Here is a 22,604-nt window from a genome sequence, read left to right on the forward strand (position 1 = left end):
TTAATTATAGGTTATATTTTCTGCCATTTGCCTAACGGGCAAAATGATTTCTATTGTAGTCCCCTCGCCCTTTTTACTTTTTAAATTTAGCTCTCCGCCTAATCGCGAGATTACCTTTTTAGCCATATACAAACCCATTCCAACATTTATATCACTCCTTTTACCTTTAAAAAACACCTCAAATACTTTTTTATGTAGTTCCTCCGGAATGCCAATACCATCATCTTCAAAATAAATTTTATAGTGGGTGGCATTATATTTCTCATAGACAATTTTCAGTTGGGTATCATAATAATTGTTATGTTCAAACACATTTTCAATTAGCTGATAAAACAACCGCTTAAGTAATGCACGATCAGAAGTGATGTATTTAGAATCTGCTAATAATTCAAAATCGATTTTTGCCTTTTTGATATCTTTATTTCTCTTTAGGAAAATTGATTTGGTCACATCTTCAACCAATTCCTTTAAATCAAAAGTAGTAATATTCAAATCGCCATGTAAAATAAAGCTCACTTCCTTAAAGTCATTAAAAATATGCTCCAACTTATGCACACTCTTTTCAATCATACCAAAATAACTTGATATTTCTTTATCATTCGATTTCAAATTACCCAGATTCACCAAACCTAACACATTTGCAATGGGCCCTCTTACATCATGAGAGGTTTTGTACATGAAATTAGCCAGTTCAGCATTTAAATCTTTTAAATTCAAATTTGCTTGTTTCAAAGGTGTTATATCCCTCAAAAATTGTTTAAATCCGATGATTTTTTGATTAGCATCATAAAGTAAAGAAGTGCTACTATCCATCCAAACAGGTACATTTGAACTGGATTTAAATTCATATTCAGCATCCAAATAAGAAAATTCTTTGTTCATCAAAATACTTTTGATCTCTTGATCTTTAGCTACAGATTTAACTGATAGTAATTGATGGATGTTAACACCCCAAAGTTCATTCTCTTCAAATCCCAATATTGAATAGAATAATTTAGGTGCTTGTGTAATATTGTGCTCCAAGTTTGTTTCCACTAACATGACAGAGGTAAAGGCTTCCATTTTACTTCTCATATTTTCACTCTCCTTTAATTCCCATTCAGTCTCTGTCCTATTTTGGATTTCTTTTTGGATCACCAGCGATTTCTTTCTTACTAAATTTCTTAAAGAATAAATATAAATACCAGCCAATATGGCCAGCAATAACAATATTGCTATTATCATGAGGATTAATTCTTTATTAACCTCCCACCACCCTTTTTTGGGTGTTAACCATTTCTGATATAAATTATCATATTCTCCAGAAGCTTTCACTAATCTTAAGCCCCAGTTTAATGAATCAAGTAAAGCTGAATCTTTTTTATTCACTACAAAACAATATTCAGTAATGAATACTGGGTCACTAGAGGATTGAATATTACTAATGTTTTCAGCCCTCATTTTATAATTAGTAGTCATAAATGATGTAATGGCACAATCTGCCTCTCCCCTCACCACGGCATCAATAGCATCAGATTCTGATGCATAAGTTTTGAGCTCCTCTAATTCTAGAAAACCTAATTGATCAAAATATTCTTCTACAATAGTTACTTCTTGAATTGCTACTTTTTTTCCAGAAAGGCTAAACAAATCTTCAACAGGCTCTTTATCTGAGCGAGTGAAAATTGAATAGTAAACTAAGCTGATGGGACGAGAAAATAAAAGATTATCCTCACGATCTACTGTTTTAAAATATGCAGAGGCATCAAGCTCATGTGTTTCCTCTAATTTATATCTGATTTTTTTCCAGTCATCGGGATGAATATTTACCTCCCAATTAAGTTCCTTACCAATGGCCTTAATAATCTCAACATTGAAACCGGTTGCTTCTCCATCCTTGTTGACAAACTCATAAGGCTCATAAGTTTTATCAATTCCATAATTTATTGATTTTTCGGGTAAAGTATTATTATTACTTTTAGCCTGTCCAAACAAAAAAGACGGAAATAATAAAAATATTAGTAAGGCTTTGGAAATGGTCTTCACTCTATTAAGATTTTCGTTAATTGCATTTAATATAGTCAATTTTTGATTAAATTATAAATAATAGTGTAAAAACACAATATCCCTTCTATAGATTATATAATTTTATAGACGGATATTCCGAAAATCAGTTATCATAAGACACAAAATGGAAGAACAAGCCAATACAAAAGCTCAATGGAAAATAAGGGCCTTCAATATCATATTCAAAGCAGATACGGCTGAAGGTAAGTTGTTTGATGCTATTTTATTAATAACTATTTTCTTTAGTGTTCTAGCCGTAATTTTAGAAAGTGTCGGTTGGATTAAACTACAATACGGAACCTATTTTTTATGGGCGGAATGGATTTTCACTGGCTTTTTCTTGATAGAATATATTTTAAGAATCATTATTGTAAAACATCCCTGGCATTACATTAAAAGCTTTTTTGGTATAGTAGATTTATTGTCTATTCTGCCATCATTATTAGCATTTGTCTTTGTTGGAGCACAATCCTTAATGATCATTAGAGGTTTACGACTCTTAAGAATTTTTAGAATATTCAAATTAACCCAATATTTAGGAGAAGCTTCCCAACTTTCTTCGGCCTTATTGGCAAGCAGAAAGAAAATAACACTTTTTATAGGAACAGTATTGATATTGGTATCCATATTAGGGGCTATTATGTATTTAATAGAGCCACCTGAAAGTGGTTTTACTAATATTCCAAAAGGCATATACTGGTCGATTGTTACGCTCACCACAGTCGGTTATGGTGATATTGCTCCTATTACCCCATTAGGTCAAATTGTTGCTTCCATAATCATGATAATGGGCTATGGCATCATTGCAGTACCTACTGGTATAGTTACATCGGAAATGAACAAAAACAGATTTAAAATAGATAATAGAAGTTGTATTAATTGTGGAATAAAGCAACATGGTGATTTTGCAAAATTTTGTCATAATTGTGGCAAAAAATTACCTACTGAATAAAAAATCTAAACCCATTTTTGTCAACATATTGAACAAGATAATCGTTGTACCTACATGGAAAATACAGGAATCAATAAAATAGAAAAATTAAGTTTCCCGTGGCAGACACAAGACCCCTTTTTGTTTTGTGTACATCATGAGGATTTCTTCCCTAAGGGAAATAAAGATTTGGGACCTGCTGCTTCTTTAGAAGGCAGAATGATAGGGCAAGATTTTACCATTAAGGATGGTTGGAGAATGTATCACGGAAGTAAAGTTCCAGGCTTCCCAGCACATCCACATTGTGGTTTTGAAACCGTTACAGCAGTTAGAAAGGGCTTGGTAGATCATTCTGATTCACTGGGAGCAGCTGGAAGATTTGGCAATGGTGATGTGCAATGGATGACGGCTGGGAAAGGTGTTCAACATTCTGAGATGTTTCCCCTATTGAAAGAGAATGAAGAAAATCCATTAGAGCTTTTCCAGATTTGGTTGAACTTACCAAGAGACAACAAAAAAGTAGAACCCCACTTTGCTATGCTCTGGAAGGATACCATTCCCGTTTACAAGCATAAAGATGCTAACGGTAAATCAACAGAGATTGAAGTAATGGCTGGCAAAGTTGGTGATGAAACAGCTCCTAAACCTGCACCTGATTCTTGGGCAGCAAATCCAGAAAATGAAGTGGCCATTTGGCATATTAAAATGGAACCCGGAGCTGAATTTACCTTGCCGTCAACAGAAAATAAAATCAATAGAAACTTATATTTCTTTAAAGGCAAAGATTTTAAATTGAACGATACTGATTTACCTCATTATCATGGTGCATATCTTGATGCCAGAGCAGATATTAAGTTGAAAAATGGCGAAGAAGAAGCAAGATTATTATTACTGCAAGGAAAACCTATTAATGAACCTGTAGTTCAACATGGTCCATTTGTATTGAACTACCCAGCAGAGGTACGAGAAACCATTATGGAATTTCAAAAAACCGAATTCGGGGGATGGCCTTGGCCTTCTTATGAAAATGTTCATGATAAAAATAAAGGGCGATTTGCAATACATGCAGATGGAAGAGAGGAAATTAAAGATTGATGCAAGAAGAATTTTTAGACAATTTATATAAAGAACACCAAAGTGCATTGGGCTGTCCCTCACCGGACAGCATCATTGCATTTTATGAATCATTATTGGGTTTTATCTTTCCAGATTATGGAAACGAAAAAATCTCCGATAAGGATGAATTAGAAAATAGATTTCTGGAATTAAAAAAAGAATGGCATCTACTTTTAGAAAAACGATGTAGGAGCCTTCAAAAAAAATATCCGGGTGAGGAAGAAATCCTGTTTAATGATATAATTAAAATAAAATCTGCACTCGAAAAAGACATTAATGCTATTTTCGAAGGTGATCCTGCAGCAAAGAGTCGATTGGAAGTTATTAAAACCTATCCCGGTTTTAAAGCGATTGCTGCCTACAGAATAGCGCATTGCATTTACAATTCAGGATATGTTTTAATAGCTAGGATGATCAGTGAGCATGCCCATAGTAAAACTGGTGTTGATATACATCCTGCAGCAAAAATCGGATCTCATTTTTGCATAGACCATGGAACAGGAATAGTAATAGGGGAAACAACTGATATTGGTGATTATGTAAAAATTTATCAAGGAGTAACGCTTGGTGCCACAAGTGTTAAAAAAGAAAATGCAAGCCAAAAAAGGCATCCAACTATAGGGAATAATGTGGTGATTTATGCCAATGCCACCATTTTAGGAGGCAAGACCCATATTGGAGATCATTGTATAGTAGGGGGCAATAGCTGGATTACCAAAAGTCTAGAACCAAATTCAAGGCTTTACTATGATTCTGAAAATAAACATCTACTAAAAAACAATTTGGAATGAATGGCTTTTTAAGTTAAAGCCTTTCAAAATAAGTTTGATTTTATTGTTCAGTTTTCATTTTTGAGCCAGCCCAAATTCTATTGTTCAGATTGAGATCATCTACAATCCCAATGACTAAATCCAACATTGAATAATATTCTTCTAGAACTTTTTATTTAGATTTGTTCTGAAAATCCTTGGTTCAAATAAATTTTTATGTTCTGTGATGGCCACAAAAATGCTATTATTGACAAATGAAATGGCAACGGGATGTTTTCTCTTCTCTCGAAATTCTGTAAGCCTTTTCATTAAGGATGTAGATAGAATATAGCGTGCCTCAACTTGATCTTCACCATAAACTGCGAAATACTTTTCAAACTCAGGATCTTCCAATTTTATTAAATCAGGTCGGCTAAAATTCATGCTTTGTAATTTCTTCCCAATAAAACCTAATGATCTTTCCAAATAATCAGGCATTACAAAAGTTTTGGTCTTAAACTCTTTATTGAAATCAGCTTCAAAGAAAATACCCCTGAATATTGTATGCCAAGATTCTTTATTGTCTTTGCCACTCCTTGTTTTATACTCTGAATGTACTTCAGAAAACCTAAAGTATGTCTCCCCTATTTTTCCTTCAATATAATCCTCAGCTTTATACCGGTCTGGTTTCCTTTTAAACAATTCACTGGTCATATACTGATTTTTCGGAAAACCACCCTTAGCATTATATTCTAAATCGCTGCTGATGTGATGGATAATCTTTTTTATGACATCATTTTTATAGGTGGCTGTAAATTTCTTTCTGAAGGAATTATACATTACAAAAAATGGAATCAGGAAAATAATGAATAAAATCCAAAAGACAGGAGTTGTGGTTTCCGCAGCAAAGAAAGTATTAACCAGGAAAAAATAAATTGATATAAAGGCTATAAAACTTATGATTAGATAGGTAAAAAACTTCTTCTTGAAAGCTTTTCGTTCCCCTTCCTGTTTTTCAATTTCTGGAATTAACTCATGCTGGTATAAATCATCAAATGATTTTTGACTTTCCATTACGTAAAATTTTATGCATTAAATAAATCCTGGGCACTAATATTTTTTCGTTCCGTATCAGGAATTTCAAACCAATCTTTCTTCTTATAATTCATCATGGATGCCAAAATATTGGTCGGGATCATTTGTATGGCATTATTATAATCAGTCACTGTACTATTATATGCTCTTCTTGCCGCAGAAATTTGCTCTTCAGATTCTGTCCAAGCACCTTGTAATTGTAAAAAATTAGTATTGCTTTTTAAATCGGGGTAGTTTTCAACCGCCACCATGATCCCGCTCATTTTTCCAGCAATTTTATTCTCTACATCAATTTTTTCACTATCAGACAAATTACCGGAAACCGCTTTTGATCTTAATTCAGTAATTTCCGTCAATAGTTCTTTTTCATGTTTCATAAATACCTTTACTGTATTGACCAAATTGGGAATCAAATCGTATCTCTTCTTCAACATCGCATCTATGGTAGAAAAACTATTCTCAACTTGGTTTTTCTTGTTTACCAAGCTGTTATACATCAATATTATGATTAATAAAAGAACTCCAACGGCTATTCCAATAGCTAACATATTTTAATAAGTTTAAGTAAATGAATAATTGTAAAGCACAATTTATGGATAAAAATAATAATGACAACATTTTATATCAATAAAGTCATATAAAATTCCTGAGTAAAATTCAAACAGTTAAATTAATCACTCGTTTGTTACCATTGATTCAAGTTCATTTTAATAAATATTATTAATGTTTGTAGAAGATTTAGTGGGCAACACCCCGATAGTAGAATTAAAAAATATCCCTACCAATAAAAATGTTAAGATTTATTGCAAATTAGAAGGGCAAAACCCAGGGGGAAGCGTGAAAGATCGTGCAGCTTTGGGAATGATTGGTGCCGCTTTGGAAAGAGGTGACATAAAACCCGGGGATAAATTGGTGGAAGCCACTAGCGGGAATACTGGAATTGCCTTGGCCATGATTGCCAAGCTGAAAGGTCTCCATATGACCTTAATTATGCCTGAAAATTCGACTGCCGAGAGAATACAAACCATGGAAGCTTATGGTGCTGAGGTGATTTTAACCAAAGCAGAAGGGACCATAGAATATTCCAGAACTTTGGCGGAAGATATGGCTGCCACTGGTGAATATTATATGCTCAATCAATTTGGGAATGCAGATAACTACAAACAGCATTATAAAACTACAGGACCTGAAATTTGGAAAGACACCAATGGTGAAATCACACATTTTGTGTCGGCTATGGGAACTACCGGGACTATTATGGGAGTATCGAGGTATTTGAAAGAGCAAAACCCAAATATTCAGATTGTAGGTACACAACCTACTGATGGCTCAAGAATCCCCGGTATCAGAAGATGGTCTCCAGAATTTTTACCTAAAATATTTGAAGCGGATAGAGTAGATAGAACCATTGATATCAGTGAGGAAAACGCCACTAAAATGACGCAAAGGATGGCTAAGGAAGAAGGCATATTAGCTGGAATGAGCAGTGGCGGTGCGCTATATGCCGCTTTGGAAATTGCCCAAGAAATTGAATCAGGTGTTATTGTTTGTATCACTTGTGATAGAGGTGACCGATATCTAAGTTCCGATTTATTTAAATCTTAAATTCAACTTCTTTAACTCTTAAACCAGAGGCAGGTGCGGTAAACTTTTGGAAATTAGGGGGATTTCCTTTCAAAGCATATTCAATATCTTGCAAGGAAATTTCATTTCTACCCAGCCTTATCAAGGCTCCCATCATTAAACGAATTTGGTAACGCATAAAACCTTTCCCTTTTACCATGAAAACAAAACTCTTTTCTGGAAAGAAGCTTGCCGTAAATACTGAATTCGGCTCAATCTTAGATTCCTGAATGTTTCTTATAGTGCTTTTATTTTCAATATCTCCTGTGATAAAATATCGGAAATCGTTTTCTCCCTCAAACAGCTTTGCTCCTTCACACATTTTGGCAATGTCCAATGGTTCTCGAATACAATTCATAAAAGGCGAGGCAAAGGGATATTTTTCATTTACCGGAGCAAAATAATAATGATAAATTTTGTGCTTTACATCTTGAATGATGTTGAATCCTTTATCAACAGCTTCGATACTTATCACCTTCATATCTGCAGGAAGGTTATCGTCCAATTCTTGTTGAAAACTGGATGGTTCCAATTCATCATTGGCAAATAATTCAAAGTATGCAGATTCAGCTGAAACCATTGCATCTGTACGTCCAGCTCCCAAAATCTTGAACTTATCTTCTTTAAAAAGAAAAGCGAATGTTTTTTCCAGCATCCCCTGAAGTGTTTTCAACCCATGCTGAAATTGCCAACCATGATAGCGAAAACCTAGATACTGAATTTCTATTAAATAGAAGTAGTCGAAACGAGAAGCCATTGGGTTTTATTTACAAACTTCAGCATTCACTTCGCTATGTCCTCTATTGGCTTTGCAACTCCAAGCCTTTTTGATGTCCATGACTTGCCAAATACTTCCTCCTAATTTCAACTCTATTCGGTAATACTGATCGTTAATGGAATCATCCTGAAGATTTTGCTTTTCAATCATGACCACCGTATGAGTGATCAATTCATTACCTGACATGCTCTTAGCTAAAACTTTCACATGAGGACTCACCATTTGTTGCCCGGCCACTCTTATAGCAATCGTGATCGGGCTATAGGCCCAACTTAAACGCATTGTAGAAGCTTTCTCAATAGCTTTGTTGATTTCATCTATTTCAATGTTTTCCCCATTTTCGAACACTTGTTGCTCTAATTCCCAAAGTGGGTCTTGATCGTTTGCAGTTTCAGTATTTTGACTACAAGCAAAAAGAAAAGTAGAAAAAATGATCAATATAAAATTTAGTCTCATAGATTGGTTTAGTAAAATATCTTCAATTTTAAGGATTTCTTTTCACCTTCCAAAAGGAATTTTGCATCCTTATATTTTGGGGCACTAAAAGTATTCACCGCATCATTACTAGCACCATACCCTTCTGTTGGCACACCTACAAAATTTGTATCCATTTCCTCATTACCGTTTTCATCATGTAAAAACACTACGGCATATTCACCTTCGGGAAGGTCTTCAATCAAGATGGTATGCTTCTTTTGAGTTACTTTAACTTTCTTATTCACAAGCGCATATTGCTCATTATCAGGAAAATCATCTGAATTATCGAATACTGAAACTAACAAATGACCTTTAGTATTCCTAAACTCTCCTATTTCTAATTCAAGAGTTGAAGTTGAAGGTTGTATAAACAATGTAAATAGGATAAGGAAATATTGATTAATTATTATCATGGTTTTATGGTTAGCAACAATTTGTCCATATCAATGTTCACTTTACCAAATCTCTCCAATACATCAAAGCTGATGACCATGGATCTTGAGATTTCATCTGAAATAACGGCCTCCAAATTAGTTAATTGTCCTTCACCCAAAGCCAATGAATTTAGGTTAAAAACATGCGGTGGTTCAAAAGCTTTATCTTCATCGATAAAGTAATAATAATTACCTTCTTTCCATTCTTTATAGCCAAGTGTTTTAGTTTGAATTAATGTTTTCGCAATATCTTTTGATACAATCACTTCATTTGAGGTTTTTTCCAGACCTACATATATTTTTAAAACATCATTCACCATTATCGGAATTTCAACTGAGCCTGAATCACTCAATTGAATAGGAATTGATATTTCATCTCGTTTAAAAGCCTGATCCATAAATACTTGATCCATATCAGTTGGTTCTTGAGCCTTCTCAGGGTAAATCATTTTAAATTCATCTATTGACCAATCAGACCAGTATAAAATGAATTTCTTATTGCCAAACACAATTTTAATATCTTCAAGATTGGGTTTGGTGGGCTTTCCAGCGTTCCACCTGCCTTCATACATCTCTTCCGATTTGGCGATCATTCCTTTCAAATCCCCATAGACCCAATTTTCCAAGCCTCCTTCTAAATAAACCAATTTGTAAATATCCTGATCTTTAGCTAAGGCGATGGAATAAGACCTACTGTCTCCGGAAAGCGCATAAACACCTTCAATAGCTTCTCTACCTACGTTTTCCCATTTCTTTTTAAGGCTATCCAATTCAAATTGAGCCAAGGAAGTAAGGGGCAATAAGTATATTATTATAGTAAATAAATGCTTCATGATTCTACAGCTATAATTTCAAGATTTATTCAAATATAGACCCAAATAAGTAAAATAGGAAAATAAGTAAATGCAAATTCATTTCGTTAGTCATTAACTATTTAATATGACATAAAAAGCTTTAAACTTATCATTTCTGATCGCCAATCATAAAAACTGTGGATTGAAATCGATTATGTTATGTAATTTTTCTTAGTTTTGTCACCATTCTCAAAAAAATAACTGATTGAACACTAAGCTTTATGCAAGAAGTAAATAATTTCCTCATTTTTATTGACAGTTTTATTGGAAGTGCCACATGGTTTCCTTATGCCCTTTTGGGAACTGGTTTGTTCTTTACCATATATTTAAAATTTCCTCAAATACGGTTCTTCAAACATGCTATAAAGATCGTGACGGGAAAATTTGACCGAAAAGATTTACCGGGAGATACCTCACACTTTCAGGCTTTAGCAACCGCATTGTCAGGAACAGTAGGGACTGGAAATATTGCAGGAGTTGCATTTGCTATTCACCTTGGAGGTCCTGCCGCGCTTTTCTGGATGCTAGTAACTGCCGCCATCGGTATGTGTACCAAATTCGTGGAAGTATCGCTTTCTCATAAATACAGAACCAAATTAAGTGATGGCACCATGGCAGGTGGTCCAATGTATTACATGAAAAATGCCAATTTCAAATTCAATGGTAAAAAGGTGAATTTAAAATGGTTAGCTGCCATTTTTGCATTTGCTACTGTTTTATCTTCATTTGGAACAGGTAGTTTACCTCAAATAAATAGTATATCCAGTACACTATTGGCCACTTTTGGAATTGATCAAGTAGTGACAGGAGCTGTTTTAGCTGTGCTTTTAGCTTTGGTGATCATTGGCGGAATTAAAAGAATTGCAGCGGTAACTTCTAAATTAGTACCCGCAATGGCCATTATTTATTTCATTGGTGCTTTTGCAGTTATCCTATTCAATTACGAAAATATCATTCCTTCTTTAATTGCTATTTTTGGAGATGTATTTACAGGTTCTGCGGCAACAGGTGGTTTTATTGGTGCCAATATTGCTTATGCCTTTAACAGAGGAGTAAACAGGGGGTTATTCTCAAATGAAGCAGGTCAGGGATCTGCTCCAATTGCTCACGCTTCAGCAAAAGCTAATGAACCACTTTCTGAAGGTATGGTAGCCATCTTGGAGCCCTTTATTGACACTATTATCATTTGTACTGTAACTGGTTTAGTATTACTTTCCTCTGGTGCTTGGAATGAAAAGCATATTAATAAATTTGAGTATTCGGAAATAGAAATATTGGAAAAGCAATATGTGGAAACCAATGAAGAACATAAAAATAAGATATATCTCCACATCAATGATGAAGAAAAACTCCCTACCTATTCGGGAAAATTAGAAGTTGTGGATGGCAAAATCCAAAATAATGATGACTTTACCTTTATTCATAGTAGAAGTTTTGCAGATAACATCATGGTTTATAAGGATGAAGGCCTATTAACAGATGAAGTTTTTACTGGTTCAGTAGCCATTACCAATGGTAAAGTTTCAGATGATCGTCCAATCAAATTCATTGGCGAATCGCTAGTACATAGTGCCCCTTTAACTGCATTAGCATTTAAAAGAGGTTTCTTTGGCGACTATGGACAATATATAGTCTCCATTGGATTACTATTATTTGCATTCAGTACAGCTATCAGCTGGTCTTATTATGGGGACAGAGCCATGACTTATTTATTTGGACCCAAATCAGTGATTTATTATAGAGTAGTTTATGTAGTAGCATTTTTCTTTGCTGCTTTTCAAGACACTACCATTATTTGGACACTATCTGCTATTACGATAGCCTTAATGACAATTCCTAACTTAATTGGTATCTTATGGCTCAGAAAAGATATGAAGAAAACGATCGGGGAATATGGAGATTTCTTTGAGGAGAATTTTCCGGGGGAAAAACATCCGAAATTTAAGTAAGGGTTTTAGAACATATATAAATAACAAAGGCTGTCCATTTTCAGGGCAGCCTTTTTTATAGATATTCCATAAAATTCGAATTTAGTGGTGAGTATTAAGTTAGAATACTTTATAGAAGCTTTTGCCTCCAGCAGACATAATGAAATCAGCTTTAGTCAATAATCTTGTTAAAAAAGCATTATTTTCATCTTCCAATTGGTGGCTTCCTTGGTAAACAATTTCATCATCTTGACCTAAGACTACAATAATTTCAGTGTTTTCACATTCTAGCACTCCTGCTTCTCTCATTTCAGATTCAAATTGATTAAAGTCAGCTTCTGCTTCTAATAAGTTGATCATTTCAGCATCCGAAAAAAACGGATTATTGTGCGGTTCAGCTGAACTCGCAAAGGCAGTAACGTTAATTGCTAATCCCATTATAAATGTTAAAGCAATCATTTTGGCGGTGGTCTTAATAGTTTTCATTTTTTTAGATTTTTTAGATTTTTTGTTAAAATATTATTTTGTTATTGTTTCTATAGCTAAGACGCTGCCAAATTTCAAATAGTTGCAGATGTGCGTTTAAATGAACTTTAAAGGGTTTTTCAATTTTATAAATTCTAAAAGTGTTCATTAATGAACATAAAAAATTCCGTCTGCGAACACTATCTTACATATTGCTTAAGATTATTCATAACTGAAGCATAGTATCCAGATCCAAATAGATTCAAATGCACTAATAGCGGGTAAATATTGTAGAGCGAAATCCTATCTTGAAATCCGGGTTCTAATGGAAAGTGGTGATGGTATGAATCATAGAATTTGCTATCAAAACCTCCAAAAAGATAAGTAAAGGCAATATCAGTTTCCCTGAAATTGTAATGAATAGATGGATCTATCAGATAGGGAGTATCCTGCTCTCCTATCATAAAATTTCCACTCCATAAATCACCATGCACTAATGATGGTTCGGTGTCGGGTAGGATTGTATCTAGTTTTTGAAATAAATTTTCGAATAAACTGAGTTCTTTTGAAGCAAAATACTGATGTTGCTGAGCCAAACGGATTTGAGGTTTTAGTCTTTGATGAATGAAAAATTCAATAAAATCATCCATTTTTTCATTGCTTTGAGGTAAGCTGCCAATAAAATTTTCTTGATGCCATCCATAATAAGGAGCTGGGTTTTGATGCATTGCTGCTAATTGCTTTCCAAAATTTTCCCAAGCAATTGCCGTTTTTAAACCGCCTTGAATGTACGACATAATTAACACTTCATACCCATCCATTTTCTCAAAGGCTATTACTTCTGGTGTGGCAATACAATTTAATTTAGCTATTGCCTTAAGTCCATCTACTTCCTTTTCAATTATACCTTCTACTTCATTATTATATTTTATGAAGAACTCCTCATCTCCAACAGCATAGCGATAGGTTTCATTAATACTTCCACCTCCCACAGATGAGAATTGGTGGATTCTTTCTTGGTGTAGAGAGTTGATGAAATTTTGGATTGCTAGAGGTAGCATATGATGATGTTTTTTAATAATGTCACCCCTAACGGGGCTTGGGTTATGTGCTATTGGCTAACTATTACCATAATGTCGTCCCCAATGGGACTTTGTTTTGCATATCTGAATACTATTATTCAATAGTCAGTTTTTTTGCTAAAATACTAAAGAAGAAAGCAACTTAAAAAGTCATGATCAACTTTAACAGACTGATTATAAATCTATTCTCAGTGGATTATATGAACCAAAAAGGGGTTTCGGTTAAGCGCTTTTTACTAATTTACCATATTATTGCCCCCAATGGGACTTTGTTTTGCATATCTCTTATCTTCAATGAATTTAATTTAATGCGATACACTTTAAGGTTTAAACAATGAAAATAAAAGTATTGAGTCCAGAAAAGAATAACATATAACAAAATCATAATATACTTTGGCCCCAGAGGGGCAGTATTATGGTAACAAAATGAATAAAAAACTATCCTAAGCCCCGCGAGGGGTGACATTATTTTAGGAAAGCTTGAAAATCAATAAAACTCAAAAATATACCGCTCATCGTATTCAACCTTAAATCTTTCTAAGAACCCTAGATATTCCTCCTTGAAAGAAACACTTCTATGATGAATCTCTTGATTTAGTATATATTTTATTACATTATTCCTTTGCGACTTTGAATAGGAAAAAGCTCCATATCCCTCTTGCCAATTGAATTCTCGATTATTAAAATAATGATTATTTAACCATTTCGATGAAGATGATTTTAACTTCATCATGTGATCTGCAATTGACATTTTAGGAGACAATTCAAAAAACACGTGCACATGGTCTTTCCAACCATTTACAGCTAAAGGATAAGTACCATCATTCTCCAAAATGCCATACATGTATTTAAACAATTCAGTCCTAATATCTTTTGTTAATAAGTATTTTCGTCCTTTTACAGCAAAAATACATTGGATATTGATTTGGGAATAGGTATTTGCCATGGTTGATATCTTCAAAATTTAAAACTAAGAACACTTTATTTACTTTACAAAATTACAGTAGTATTTATGAGCCCTATAATTAAAATCCATGATCATATTAGCCGATATTTATTTTCTAATTTCAGAGAATAATGTCACCCCTACCGGGGCTTTGGTTTTCTGCTATACTTATTATTACCATAATGTCGTCTCGAATGGGACTTAGATTTAAAAATCTATGATTCTTATTGCATTCATTATTAAATAAAATCTGAAAAGAATCTAACATTTACTGATTTTAAATGCTATAGCCATGCTTAATTCATTTTCCTTATCAGGATAGCTGATTCTAAATCAGTTATTCATGGTATGACTTTGGTTTTTAAGGTATTTTACTATCTTTAGTGTAAATGATTGAAAACAATGGAATTGAAAGCCTCAATTTTTTTCATGTCTCATTTCAATTTTATTTAATCAATTCAAAAGTATTAAAAAAATAAAAAGGTTCAGATAATTTTAGCCCCTTTCGGGGCTATATTATGGTAACAAAATGTCTGAAAAACAGGCCTAAGGCCCATAGGGCTGACATTATCTACAGCTTTCTTAGAACATCTCCAAAAGATTAGCTTCAATTGCCATACAGGTAATTAGATTGATGAACTTAAAATTTTATCATAAAATCATATTTGTTTTAATTGAACATTATCATATTTGTTTTAGTATTGAAACCAAAACATTGGAATATGAAACCACTCCCACTTGAAGGTGTTTCCAACTTTAGGTATTGGATGGTTTGAAATTTGAAAAATAAAAAAACAGAGAATGAAAATATCCATGATAGTGGCAAAGGCTAATGATAATGCCATAGGAAAAGACAATGATATGATTTGGCACTTGCCAGATGATTTAAAATATTTTAAAGACAAGACTAGAAACCATCATATCTTGATGGGGAGAAAAAACTTTGATTCTCTGGGCGAGAAATATCAGCCCCTACCCAAAAGAGTGAACATCGTCATCACCCGAAATAAAGATTGGGAGCATGATGGCGTAAAAGTATTTCATGATATTAAAGATGGAATTGAATTTGCTAAATCTAATAATGAAGAGGAGTTGTTTATCATTGGAGGTGGTCAAATCTATCAACAAGGTTTAAAATATGCGGATAGGATGTATATCACGGAGGTTGATGCAGAATTCCCCGATGCAGAAGCTTATTTTCCCGAATTTGACAAATCAGACTGGAAAGAATTAAGTAGAGAACACCACCCTAAGGATGATAGGCATGCTTTTGAATTTGACTATGTAGTGTATGACCGCAAATAGCTTTTTTCCCTAGCTTAAAAATCGTTCCCTTTGTAAAAGAATTTACTTATAACTATATTTAATAACTTATGTAATTACATAATAATATTTTTATAGTTTATTTTTTTAACAACAGAGCATGCCCAACCCAATCCAGATATCCTTAGATGAATTCATGGAATTAAGTCTGGATATCCTATGTACTATTGATAAAAAAGGTTATTTCGTTTCAGTAAGCAAAGCAAGTAAAAAAATATGGGGATATGAACCTCAAGAATTAGAAGGAAAATTATTTTTGGATTTTGTAGCCCCACAAGATTTAGAAGCCACCAAAAAGATTGACCAAGAAATTATTAATGGAAAAGAAGTAACTTATTTTGAAAACCATTATGTTCATAAAAAAGGATATCTCGTTCCATTAGTTTGGTCTGCTAAATATGACAAAAAAAAGGAATTAATCTATTGTGTTGCAAAAGAATCTACTGCAATTAAAAAAAGGGAAAGTAAACGAGAAAAAATCCTTAAATCCTCTCATGCGCTTATTAACGGGACACAAAACCTTATCTGGAGCATAGACAAAGATTACAATTTATTGGCAAGTAATCAGGCCATGACAAAGCGCTTTTTGAATGATTTAGGTTTTGATCTACAAGTAGGTCAAAATATGCTTCAAATCCCGATCTTACCTGCAGATTATATTGATAGATGGAAAGCTTTATATGATCAATGTTTTAAAGGAAATGAAATAAATATAGAAATCCCTCCCTCAGAAAATGACCATGTTAAACCAGCTTGGATTCATGCAAACCTAACTCCTATCTATGAAAATGAAAAGATTATCGGATTAGTTTGCCATAGTACCGACATTACTGAGAAAAAATTAATTGAACTTGAACTCAATAAACAAAAAGAACTGGTTGAAAATATACTGGAACACATCCCAATGGGTGTAGCTGTAAATGAAATCAGTACTGGTAAACTTGCCTTAATGAATAGCGAATTTAGCTCCGTTTACGGTTGGCCAGAAAGCAAATTAACCGATGTGAGCTCTTTTTTTAACAATGTATATAGTGATCCCGAATATCGAAAAGAAATCAAGGAACGAATATTTGCTGATATCGAAAGTGGGGATTTAGAAAGGATGAAGTGGAGTGAATTAAAAATTCAAACACAAGATGGAAGAACCAGGTATGTAGATGCCAAAAACATTCCAGTTATTGAACAAGACCTCATGATCTCCACCGTGATAGATGTTACGGATAAAGTTTTGAACAGAAGAGGTATAGTTGAAACATTGGAAGAAAAGAAAAATATACTGGAAAGCATTTCAGATGCTTTTTATGCTTTAGATAAGGACTATAATTTCACTTATGTCAATAAAAGTGCTCTTAAAACCATGAGGAAAGATCAAAACGACCTCATAGGAAAAAATGCTTTTGAAGCATTCCCACAGCTTAAAAAATCAGTTTTTAAAAATTATTTAGATGAAGTAAAAAGGACTGGTAAACCAGCTCAATTTGAATTTTATTATGAATTTTATGATCTATGGTTTGATGAAAGTATCTACCCAAGCGAAGATGGATTTTCAGTATATTATAAAGATATAACCAAAAGGAAAATAATCACCCAAGCCTTGGAGGAAGCTTATGAAAAAGAAAGTGAAATATTAGAAAGTATATCTGATGCGTTTTTGGCAGTGGACAAAGATTATAACTTCATCTACTTTAACAAAAAGGCGGAAAAATTATTGAATATAAAAAAGGAAGATGCAATAGGTAAAAATAAATGGGATTTGTTTCGCTATGCAAAAGGAACCATAGCAGAAGAAGAATGTGATAAAGCCTTAAAATATAATGAGACCAGAACCTTCGATTTTTATAATGAACCCTTGGAGAAATGGTTTAATATCAGAAGTTATCCCTCAAAGAGAGGCCTCTCCATCTATTTCAGGGATATAACTTTAGAGAAAAAACAGCAGGAGGAATTGGAGAAATTAAATCAAGAACTTCAAGAATACACACAAAAGTTAGAGAACAGCAACCAAGAATTGGAGCAATTTGCCTATATAGCTTCCCACGATTTGCAAGAACCCTTGAGAATGGTGTCCAGCTTTATGACCCAATTAAAGAATAAATATGAAAGTCAATTAGATGATAAAGCCCAAACCTATATCAATTTTGCAGTAGATGGTGCTCATAGAATGCGACAAATTATCATAGATTTATTGGAATACTCTAGAGCAGGGAGCCAAAAAGAAGAACTTCAAAAGTTAGACTTAAATGAAGAATTGGCAGAAGTCTTGAGCTTGCTTCACTCTAGTTTAAATACCAAAAATATTGATTTGGATGTAATTGAATTACCTGAAATTTATTATTCCAGAACTGCCATAAGGCAACTTTTCCATAACTTGATTGGGAATGCTATTAAGTATTCTTCAAATGTTAGCAAGCCAAAAATTGAGATTGGTTTGAAAGAATCTAAACATGACTACCAATTTAAAATAGCGGATAATGGAATAGGGATAGACCCGAAACATCAAGATAAAATATTCCAGATATTTCAAAGACTGCATTCCAAATCTGAATATGCTGGGACTGGATTAGGCTTAGCAATTTGTAAAAAGATAGTAGAAAAATACGGAGGTACCATTTGGGTAGAGTCTCAATTTGGAAAAGGCAGTAATTTTTATTTTACTATCCCAAAGAATTAAAATTATGTTAACAAACCGAACACCCATTATAGGCATCGGTGCTTCTGCGGGGGGTCTAGAGCCTTTAGAAGTATTTTTCAACTATGCTAACCATATTGCAGGCTATGCTTATGTGGTCATTCAGCATTTAGCCCCCAACCATAAAAGCCTGATGGATGAGTTGTTGGCAAGGCACACTAATTTGCCCATCAAAGTTATTGAAGATGGAATGGACATTGAACCCAATACGATTTTTCTTAATCCACCCAAAAAATTTGTCACTCTTTCTGGAAATAAATTAAAATTAAGCGATAAAGAAGATAAAAAGTTAAGTTTTCCTATTACCACCTTTTTCCAATCTTTGGCAGAGCATAACCAAGAACTCTCAGCAGCCATTGTTTTATCAGGAACTGGAAGTGATGGTTCGGAAGGAATTAAATTTATAAAAGAAAAAGGAGGAATTGTATTAGTTCAAGATCCGGAATCATCAAAATTTGATGGAATGCCCAAAAATGCCATCCATACAGGTTCTGTTGATAAAGTATGTGCCATTGAGGACTTACCTAAAGAACTTGATATATTCTTTAATAGCAATAAAAAGTTAACATTACTTGATTTTCAAACCGAAGAAAACAGCAAGCAAATCAAGAATATCTTAAAAGAAGTTGAAAATCAAACCCAAATTGATTTCTCAGGATACAAATTCTCCACTATGTACAGGAGAACGGTCAGAAGAATGGGTATTCAAGGCTTCACCGATTTGGATAAATATTTAGATTATCTCAAAAAGAATAATTCTGAAGGCGCATTATTGGCAAAAGAATTACTTATAGGCGTTACCCGTTTTTTCAGAGATACGGAAACTTTTGATGCCATCAGGGATAGGCTCATTCCAGAATTAATTAATCAAACATCAGAAACCAAAAATATTAGAGTATGGGTTCCCGCTTGTTCTAGCGGGGAAGAAGCCTACTCTATAGCCATTTTAATAAAAGATTATCTAAGGAAAAATAATCTTCAATATGATGTAAAAATCTTTGCAACGGATTTGGATGTTGAGGCCATTAAAGCGGCTAGCAATCCCTTTTTTCCGGAAAATATTGCGAATGAAATAGAACCCAACATTTTAGGAGCATATTTTATCCATCAAAAGGAAGGCTACAAGATTGCGAATGAAATCCGGGATATGATTGTCTTTACAGTTCACAACATCATTCAGGATCCGCCCTTTAGTAAAATAGATGTAGTCAGCTGCCGGAATTTCTTAATTTATCTCAATCCTAATATTCAAAAACAACTTTTTTCACTCTTTCAATTCACATTGAATTCAAACGGATTCCTAGTGTTAGGCTCAAGTGAATCAGTTGGTGAAAAAGATACTGAATTTCAAGAGTTTGATAAAAAACATAAAATATTCCAAAACAAGAAGAATCAAAAGGTATTAAAACCTATGGTTAAAGGAGACAATGAGAAACCCATTAGGATGAAAATGACTCCTTCACAAGGCCAAAATCAATCCGATTCGGAAAGCAATAAATTTTCAGTTTCTCCTAAAAAAATGTTGGAAAACATCAGAGACTTTTTAATTCAAGAATATGTCCCTGATGCAGTCATATTTAATCGGAATTTTGATTTGGTTCATACCACCGGAAGAACCAATCAATGGCTCAAATTACCTTTAGGCGTAGTCAGCATCAATATCCTTAGAATGTTGCCTGAAAATTTAAGCTTAACTTTTGAGGTCGCTGCCAATAAAATTATTCAAGAAGACAAGGAAGTAAGCTTAAATAATGCAGAGATCACACCGGAAATGGAGAAAATATATGGGACAAAATTCCTTAATATTTATTTCAAAAAAATTGAAAGTGATGATGGTTCTGTATTGATTATTGCACTGTTTGAAGGGAACAAAAGCATACAAAAGAAGGATAAAACTTCACCTATCAATTTAGATTTAGCCTCCAAAGAGAAAATTGAGCTATTAGAAAGAGAATTAAAATCAAATAAAGAAAACCTTCAAACAACTGTAGAGGAACTTGAATCAAGTAATGAAGAACTACAAGCTTCCAATGAAGAACTACAAAGTTCAAATGAAGAATTAGAGTCGGTAAATGAGGAATTATATACTGTAAATGCAGAGTTTCAAGAAAAAGTAGAAGAACTAACCGCCTCAAATAATGATTTAAACAACCTGATTTACAGTACCAATATTGCGATATTGTTTTTAGATGCTGAACTCAATATTAGAAAGTTTACCCCTGCAATTAAAGACATACTTAATCTGATGCCACATGATGAGGGCAGGCATATCAGTCATTTTAGGTCACGCTTTCAAATAGAGAATTTCACGGATAAAATAGAGGAAGTTCATAAAGATTTACAGCCTTTTGAAACAAGCATTCAAGACCCCAACGACAGGCAATTTATGATGAGGGTTTCTCCATTTAGAACTAATAAAAATGAGATTAAAGGAGTCGTAATATCATTTGTGGAAATCACATCCTTTTCCCATGCCAATAATTCAATACAACTTCCTGAAAATGCTTTAAATCAAATTAATCAGGATTTCGAAACTCAAATTGAGCTATCCAAATTAATTATAAATCAATCTAGTGAAATGATTAGTTTGCTTGATTTGAAGGGAAAAATAGAATACATTTCACCTGCTTCAAAAGAAATTTTAGGTGTGAATCCTGAAAATTTACATACCATAAATCCGAATAAATTTATAAAAGACAAAGACCACCGAAACTTATGGAAAAGCACATTTAAAAAAATAAAGCAAGGGGAAAATACGGCTACTATTCAAATTGAAATCAAAACAGGAAAGAAGGAATCAAAATGGTTGGAATCTCGATTTAAGGCCGTAAATAATGAAGAAGGTGAATTAATTAAAATATTAGCCATTAGTAAGGACGTTAGTAGAAGAGTATATTTCGAGGAAGAAATTCAAAAACTATCACTAATTGCCAAACAGACTAAATATGCGGTTATCATTACCGATTTAGAAGGCAAAATTAATTATGTGAACGCATCATTTCTAAAATTAACTGGCTATAAGGAGTCTTATGTGTTAGGGAAAAAGCCGGGAGAATTTTTGCAAGGAAAAGAAACAGATCCTAAAACGGTAAAAATCATGAGTGATGCCATAAAAGAAAGAAAAGGTTTTGAGGTGGATATCATTAATTACACTGACAAAGGACATAAGTATTGGACTAACATTCAATGTGAACTTTTACATGATAGATTCAGAAAACCTATAGGTTTCTTTTCCATTCAAGCTGAAATAAGCCGTGAAAAAGAATTTGAAAACCAAATTGAGTCGTTAAACCAAATACTAAGATCCCGAAACAATAAGCTAACAGATTTGAATAAATCCTTAGAGGAATTTGCTTATGTTGCCTCACATGATCTAAAGGAACCTGCCCGAAATATTAAAAGCATATTAGAATTAATATTGAAAAAATCGAAGGGAGAGTTGAATGAAAAATTAGAGAATTACATGCGAATGGCAGCAGGAGCTGGAGATAAAATGAACCAGATGATCAACTCTTTATTGGAATATTCTAGGTCAGGAGTTTTAAATGAGGAATTGAAAACCGTTAACCTTAAAGACATGACTGAGGAAGTGAAATTCTCGCTTCAAAAGCTTATAACAGAAAACAATGCCATTATTAGCGTGAATGATAATATTGGTGATTTCAAAGCATATCCTATCCTATTCGGAAGATTATTACAAAACTTAATACAAAATGCCATTAAATATCGTTCAGAAAAGAAGCCTGAAATAGTGCTCAAATCCTCAGAAGATGAGTTCAGTTACATTTTTTCTGTGGCCGATAATGGCATTGGCATATCTCAGCGTGATTTTGACCGAGTATTTAAAATTTTTCAGAAGGTACATCAAGAGGATAATGAGAGCCATGGAATTGGGCTAGCCGTATGTAAAAAAATTGTGGAAACTCATTTAGGTGAAATCACGGTGGAAAGTCAAGAAGGATATGGGACCACTATCCATTTTAGTATTAGTAAAAAACTTGATTCTTAAAATAACAAAGCCAGAACTTTAGAAAGTATTTTTTAAACCAAGTATAGGTCAATTCTATA

18 protein-coding genes are annotated in these 22,604 nt (G+C 33.5%); 8 read left to right on the plus strand and 10 right to left on the minus strand.

Annotated features, from left to right (window positions below):
* A complete protein-coding gene (locus ACFE0M_RS07870; protein WP_434545208.1) occupies window positions 1-2,025 on the minus strand; it encodes a transporter substrate-binding domain-containing protein in 2,025 nt (674 codons plus the stop codon).
* 145 nt (window positions 2,026-2,170) lie between these two features.
* Between ACFE0M_RS07870 and ACFE0M_RS07875 the strand changes: the two genes are divergently transcribed.
* From ACFE0M_RS07875 to epsC, 3 genes are read left to right on the plus strand one after another with little or no spacing between them, the layout of a single operon-like run.
* On the plus strand, window positions 2,171-2,998 hold the full coding sequence (locus tag ACFE0M_RS07875) for an ion transporter (protein ID WP_434545209.1): 828 nt from the start codon (window positions 2,171-2,173) through the stop codon (window positions 2,996-2,998).
* Window positions 2,999-3,052: 54 nt separating this feature from the next.
* Window positions 3,053-4,072, plus strand: coding sequence for a pirin family protein (locus tag ACFE0M_RS07880; protein WP_434545210.1), 1,020 nt, complete (start codon window positions 3,053-3,055; stop codon window positions 4,070-4,072).
* Window positions 4,072-4,884, plus strand: coding sequence for a serine O-acetyltransferase EpsC (gene epsC, locus ACFE0M_RS07885; RefSeq protein ID WP_434545211.1), 813 nt, complete (start codon window positions 4,072-4,074; stop codon window positions 4,882-4,884). The genes ACFE0M_RS07880 and epsC overlap by 1 nt, the downstream gene beginning before the upstream one ends.
* Window positions 4,885-5,025: 141 nt before the next feature.
* Here the strand turns inward: epsC and ACFE0M_RS07890 are convergent, their stop codons facing one another.
* Together ACFE0M_RS07890 and ACFE0M_RS07895 are read right to left on the minus strand one after the other, a co-directional pair.
* The gene (locus tag ACFE0M_RS07890; protein ID WP_434545212.1) at window positions 5,026-5,916 is read right to left on the minus strand and encodes a DUF3137 domain-containing protein; all 891 of its coding nucleotides are present in this window, start codon (window positions 5,914-5,916) and stop codon (window positions 5,026-5,028) included.
* 11 nt (window positions 5,917-5,927) lie between these two features.
* The gene (locus ACFE0M_RS07895) at window positions 5,928-6,485 is read right to left on the minus strand and encodes a LemA family protein (RefSeq protein ID WP_434545213.1); all 558 of its coding nucleotides are present in this window, start codon (window positions 6,483-6,485) and stop codon (window positions 5,928-5,930) included.
* A gap of 175 nt (window positions 6,486-6,660) precedes the next feature.
* Here ACFE0M_RS07895 and cysM point away from each other — a divergent pair, with 175 nt between their 5' ends.
* A complete protein-coding gene (gene cysM / locus ACFE0M_RS07900) occupies window positions 6,661-7,542 on the plus strand; it encodes a cysteine synthase CysM (protein ID WP_434545214.1) in 882 nt (293 codons plus the stop codon).
* On the opposite strand, the gene truA is transcribed toward cysM, so the two are convergent.
* The 4 genes from truA to ACFE0M_RS07920 are packed head-to-tail and all read right to left on the minus strand — an operon-like array spanning window position 7,532 to window position 10,082.
* Window positions 7,532-8,317: a tRNA pseudouridine(38-40) synthase TruA gene (gene truA, locus ACFE0M_RS07905; RefSeq protein WP_434545215.1), complete on the minus strand. Its 786-nt coding sequence runs from the start codon at window positions 8,315-8,317 to the stop codon at window positions 7,532-7,534. The two genes, cysM and truA, sit on opposite strands and share 11 nt — an antisense overlap.
* A 6-nt stretch (window positions 8,318-8,323) precedes the next feature.
* Window positions 8,324-8,794, minus strand: a complete 471-nt coding sequence (locus tag ACFE0M_RS07910; RefSeq protein ID WP_434545216.1) for a hypothetical protein — start codon at window positions 8,792-8,794, stop codon at window positions 8,324-8,326.
* 8 nt (window positions 8,795-8,802) lie between these two features.
* Complete coding sequence (locus tag ACFE0M_RS07915) at window positions 8,803-9,228, minus strand: DUF2141 domain-containing protein (RefSeq protein WP_434545217.1); 426 nt, start codon at window positions 9,226-9,228, stop codon at window positions 8,803-8,805.
* A complete protein-coding gene (locus ACFE0M_RS07920; RefSeq protein ID WP_434545218.1) occupies window positions 9,225-10,082 on the minus strand; it encodes a hypothetical protein in 858 nt (285 codons plus the stop codon). The genes ACFE0M_RS07915 and ACFE0M_RS07920 overlap by 4 nt, the downstream gene beginning before the upstream one ends.
* 242 nt (window positions 10,083-10,324) lie before the next feature.
* Here ACFE0M_RS07920 and ACFE0M_RS07925 point away from each other — a divergent pair, with 242 nt between their 5' ends.
* Window positions 10,325-12,052, plus strand: a complete 1,728-nt coding sequence (locus tag ACFE0M_RS07925) for an alanine/glycine:cation symporter family protein (protein WP_434545219.1) — start codon at window positions 10,325-10,327, stop codon at window positions 12,050-12,052.
* 99 nt (window positions 12,053-12,151) lie between these two features.
* Here the strand turns inward: ACFE0M_RS07925 and ACFE0M_RS07930 are convergent, their stop codons facing one another.
* From ACFE0M_RS07930 to tnpA, 3 genes are all read right to left on the minus strand, one after another.
* On the minus strand, window positions 12,152-12,517 hold the full coding sequence (locus ACFE0M_RS07930; protein ID WP_434545220.1) for a hypothetical protein: 366 nt from the start codon (window positions 12,515-12,517) through the stop codon (window positions 12,152-12,154).
* A 179-nt stretch (window positions 12,518-12,696) separates the two neighbouring features.
* A complete protein-coding gene (locus tag ACFE0M_RS07935) occupies window positions 12,697-13,557 on the minus strand; it encodes a fructosamine kinase family protein (RefSeq protein WP_434545221.1) in 861 nt (286 codons plus the stop codon).
* A 508-nt stretch (window positions 13,558-14,065) separates the two neighbouring features.
* Window positions 14,066-14,524 (minus strand): IS200/IS605 family transposase, encoded by a 459-nt coding sequence (gene tnpA / locus ACFE0M_RS07940; protein WP_434545322.1) that lies wholly within the window; start codon window positions 14,522-14,524, stop codon window positions 14,066-14,068.
* Window positions 14,525-15,325: 801 nt separating this feature from the next.
* Between tnpA and ACFE0M_RS07945 the strand changes: the two genes are divergently transcribed.
* The 3 genes from ACFE0M_RS07945 to ACFE0M_RS07955 all read left to right on the plus strand — a co-directional run bounded on the left by ACFE0M_RS07945 (window position 15,326) and on the right by ACFE0M_RS07955 (window position 22,545).
* The gene (locus ACFE0M_RS07945; protein ID WP_434545222.1) at window positions 15,326-15,829 is read left to right on the plus strand and encodes a dihydrofolate reductase; all 504 of its coding nucleotides are present in this window, start codon (window positions 15,326-15,328) and stop codon (window positions 15,827-15,829) included.
* Window positions 15,830-15,947: 118 nt separating this feature from the next.
* Complete coding sequence (locus tag ACFE0M_RS07950) at window positions 15,948-18,518, plus strand: PAS domain-containing sensor histidine kinase (RefSeq protein WP_434545223.1); 2,571 nt, start codon at window positions 15,948-15,950, stop codon at window positions 18,516-18,518.
* Window positions 18,519-18,522: 4 nt separating this feature from the next.
* Window positions 18,523-22,545, plus strand: a complete 4,023-nt coding sequence (locus ACFE0M_RS07955; protein ID WP_434545224.1) for a CheR family methyltransferase — start codon at window positions 18,523-18,525, stop codon at window positions 22,543-22,545.
* The last annotated feature ends 59 nt before the right edge of the window (window positions 22,546-22,604 follow it).

This window comes from Marivirga sp. (assembly GCF_051117495.1).
GTDB lineage: Bacteria > Bacteroidota > Bacteroidia > Cytophagales > Cyclobacteriaceae > Marivirga.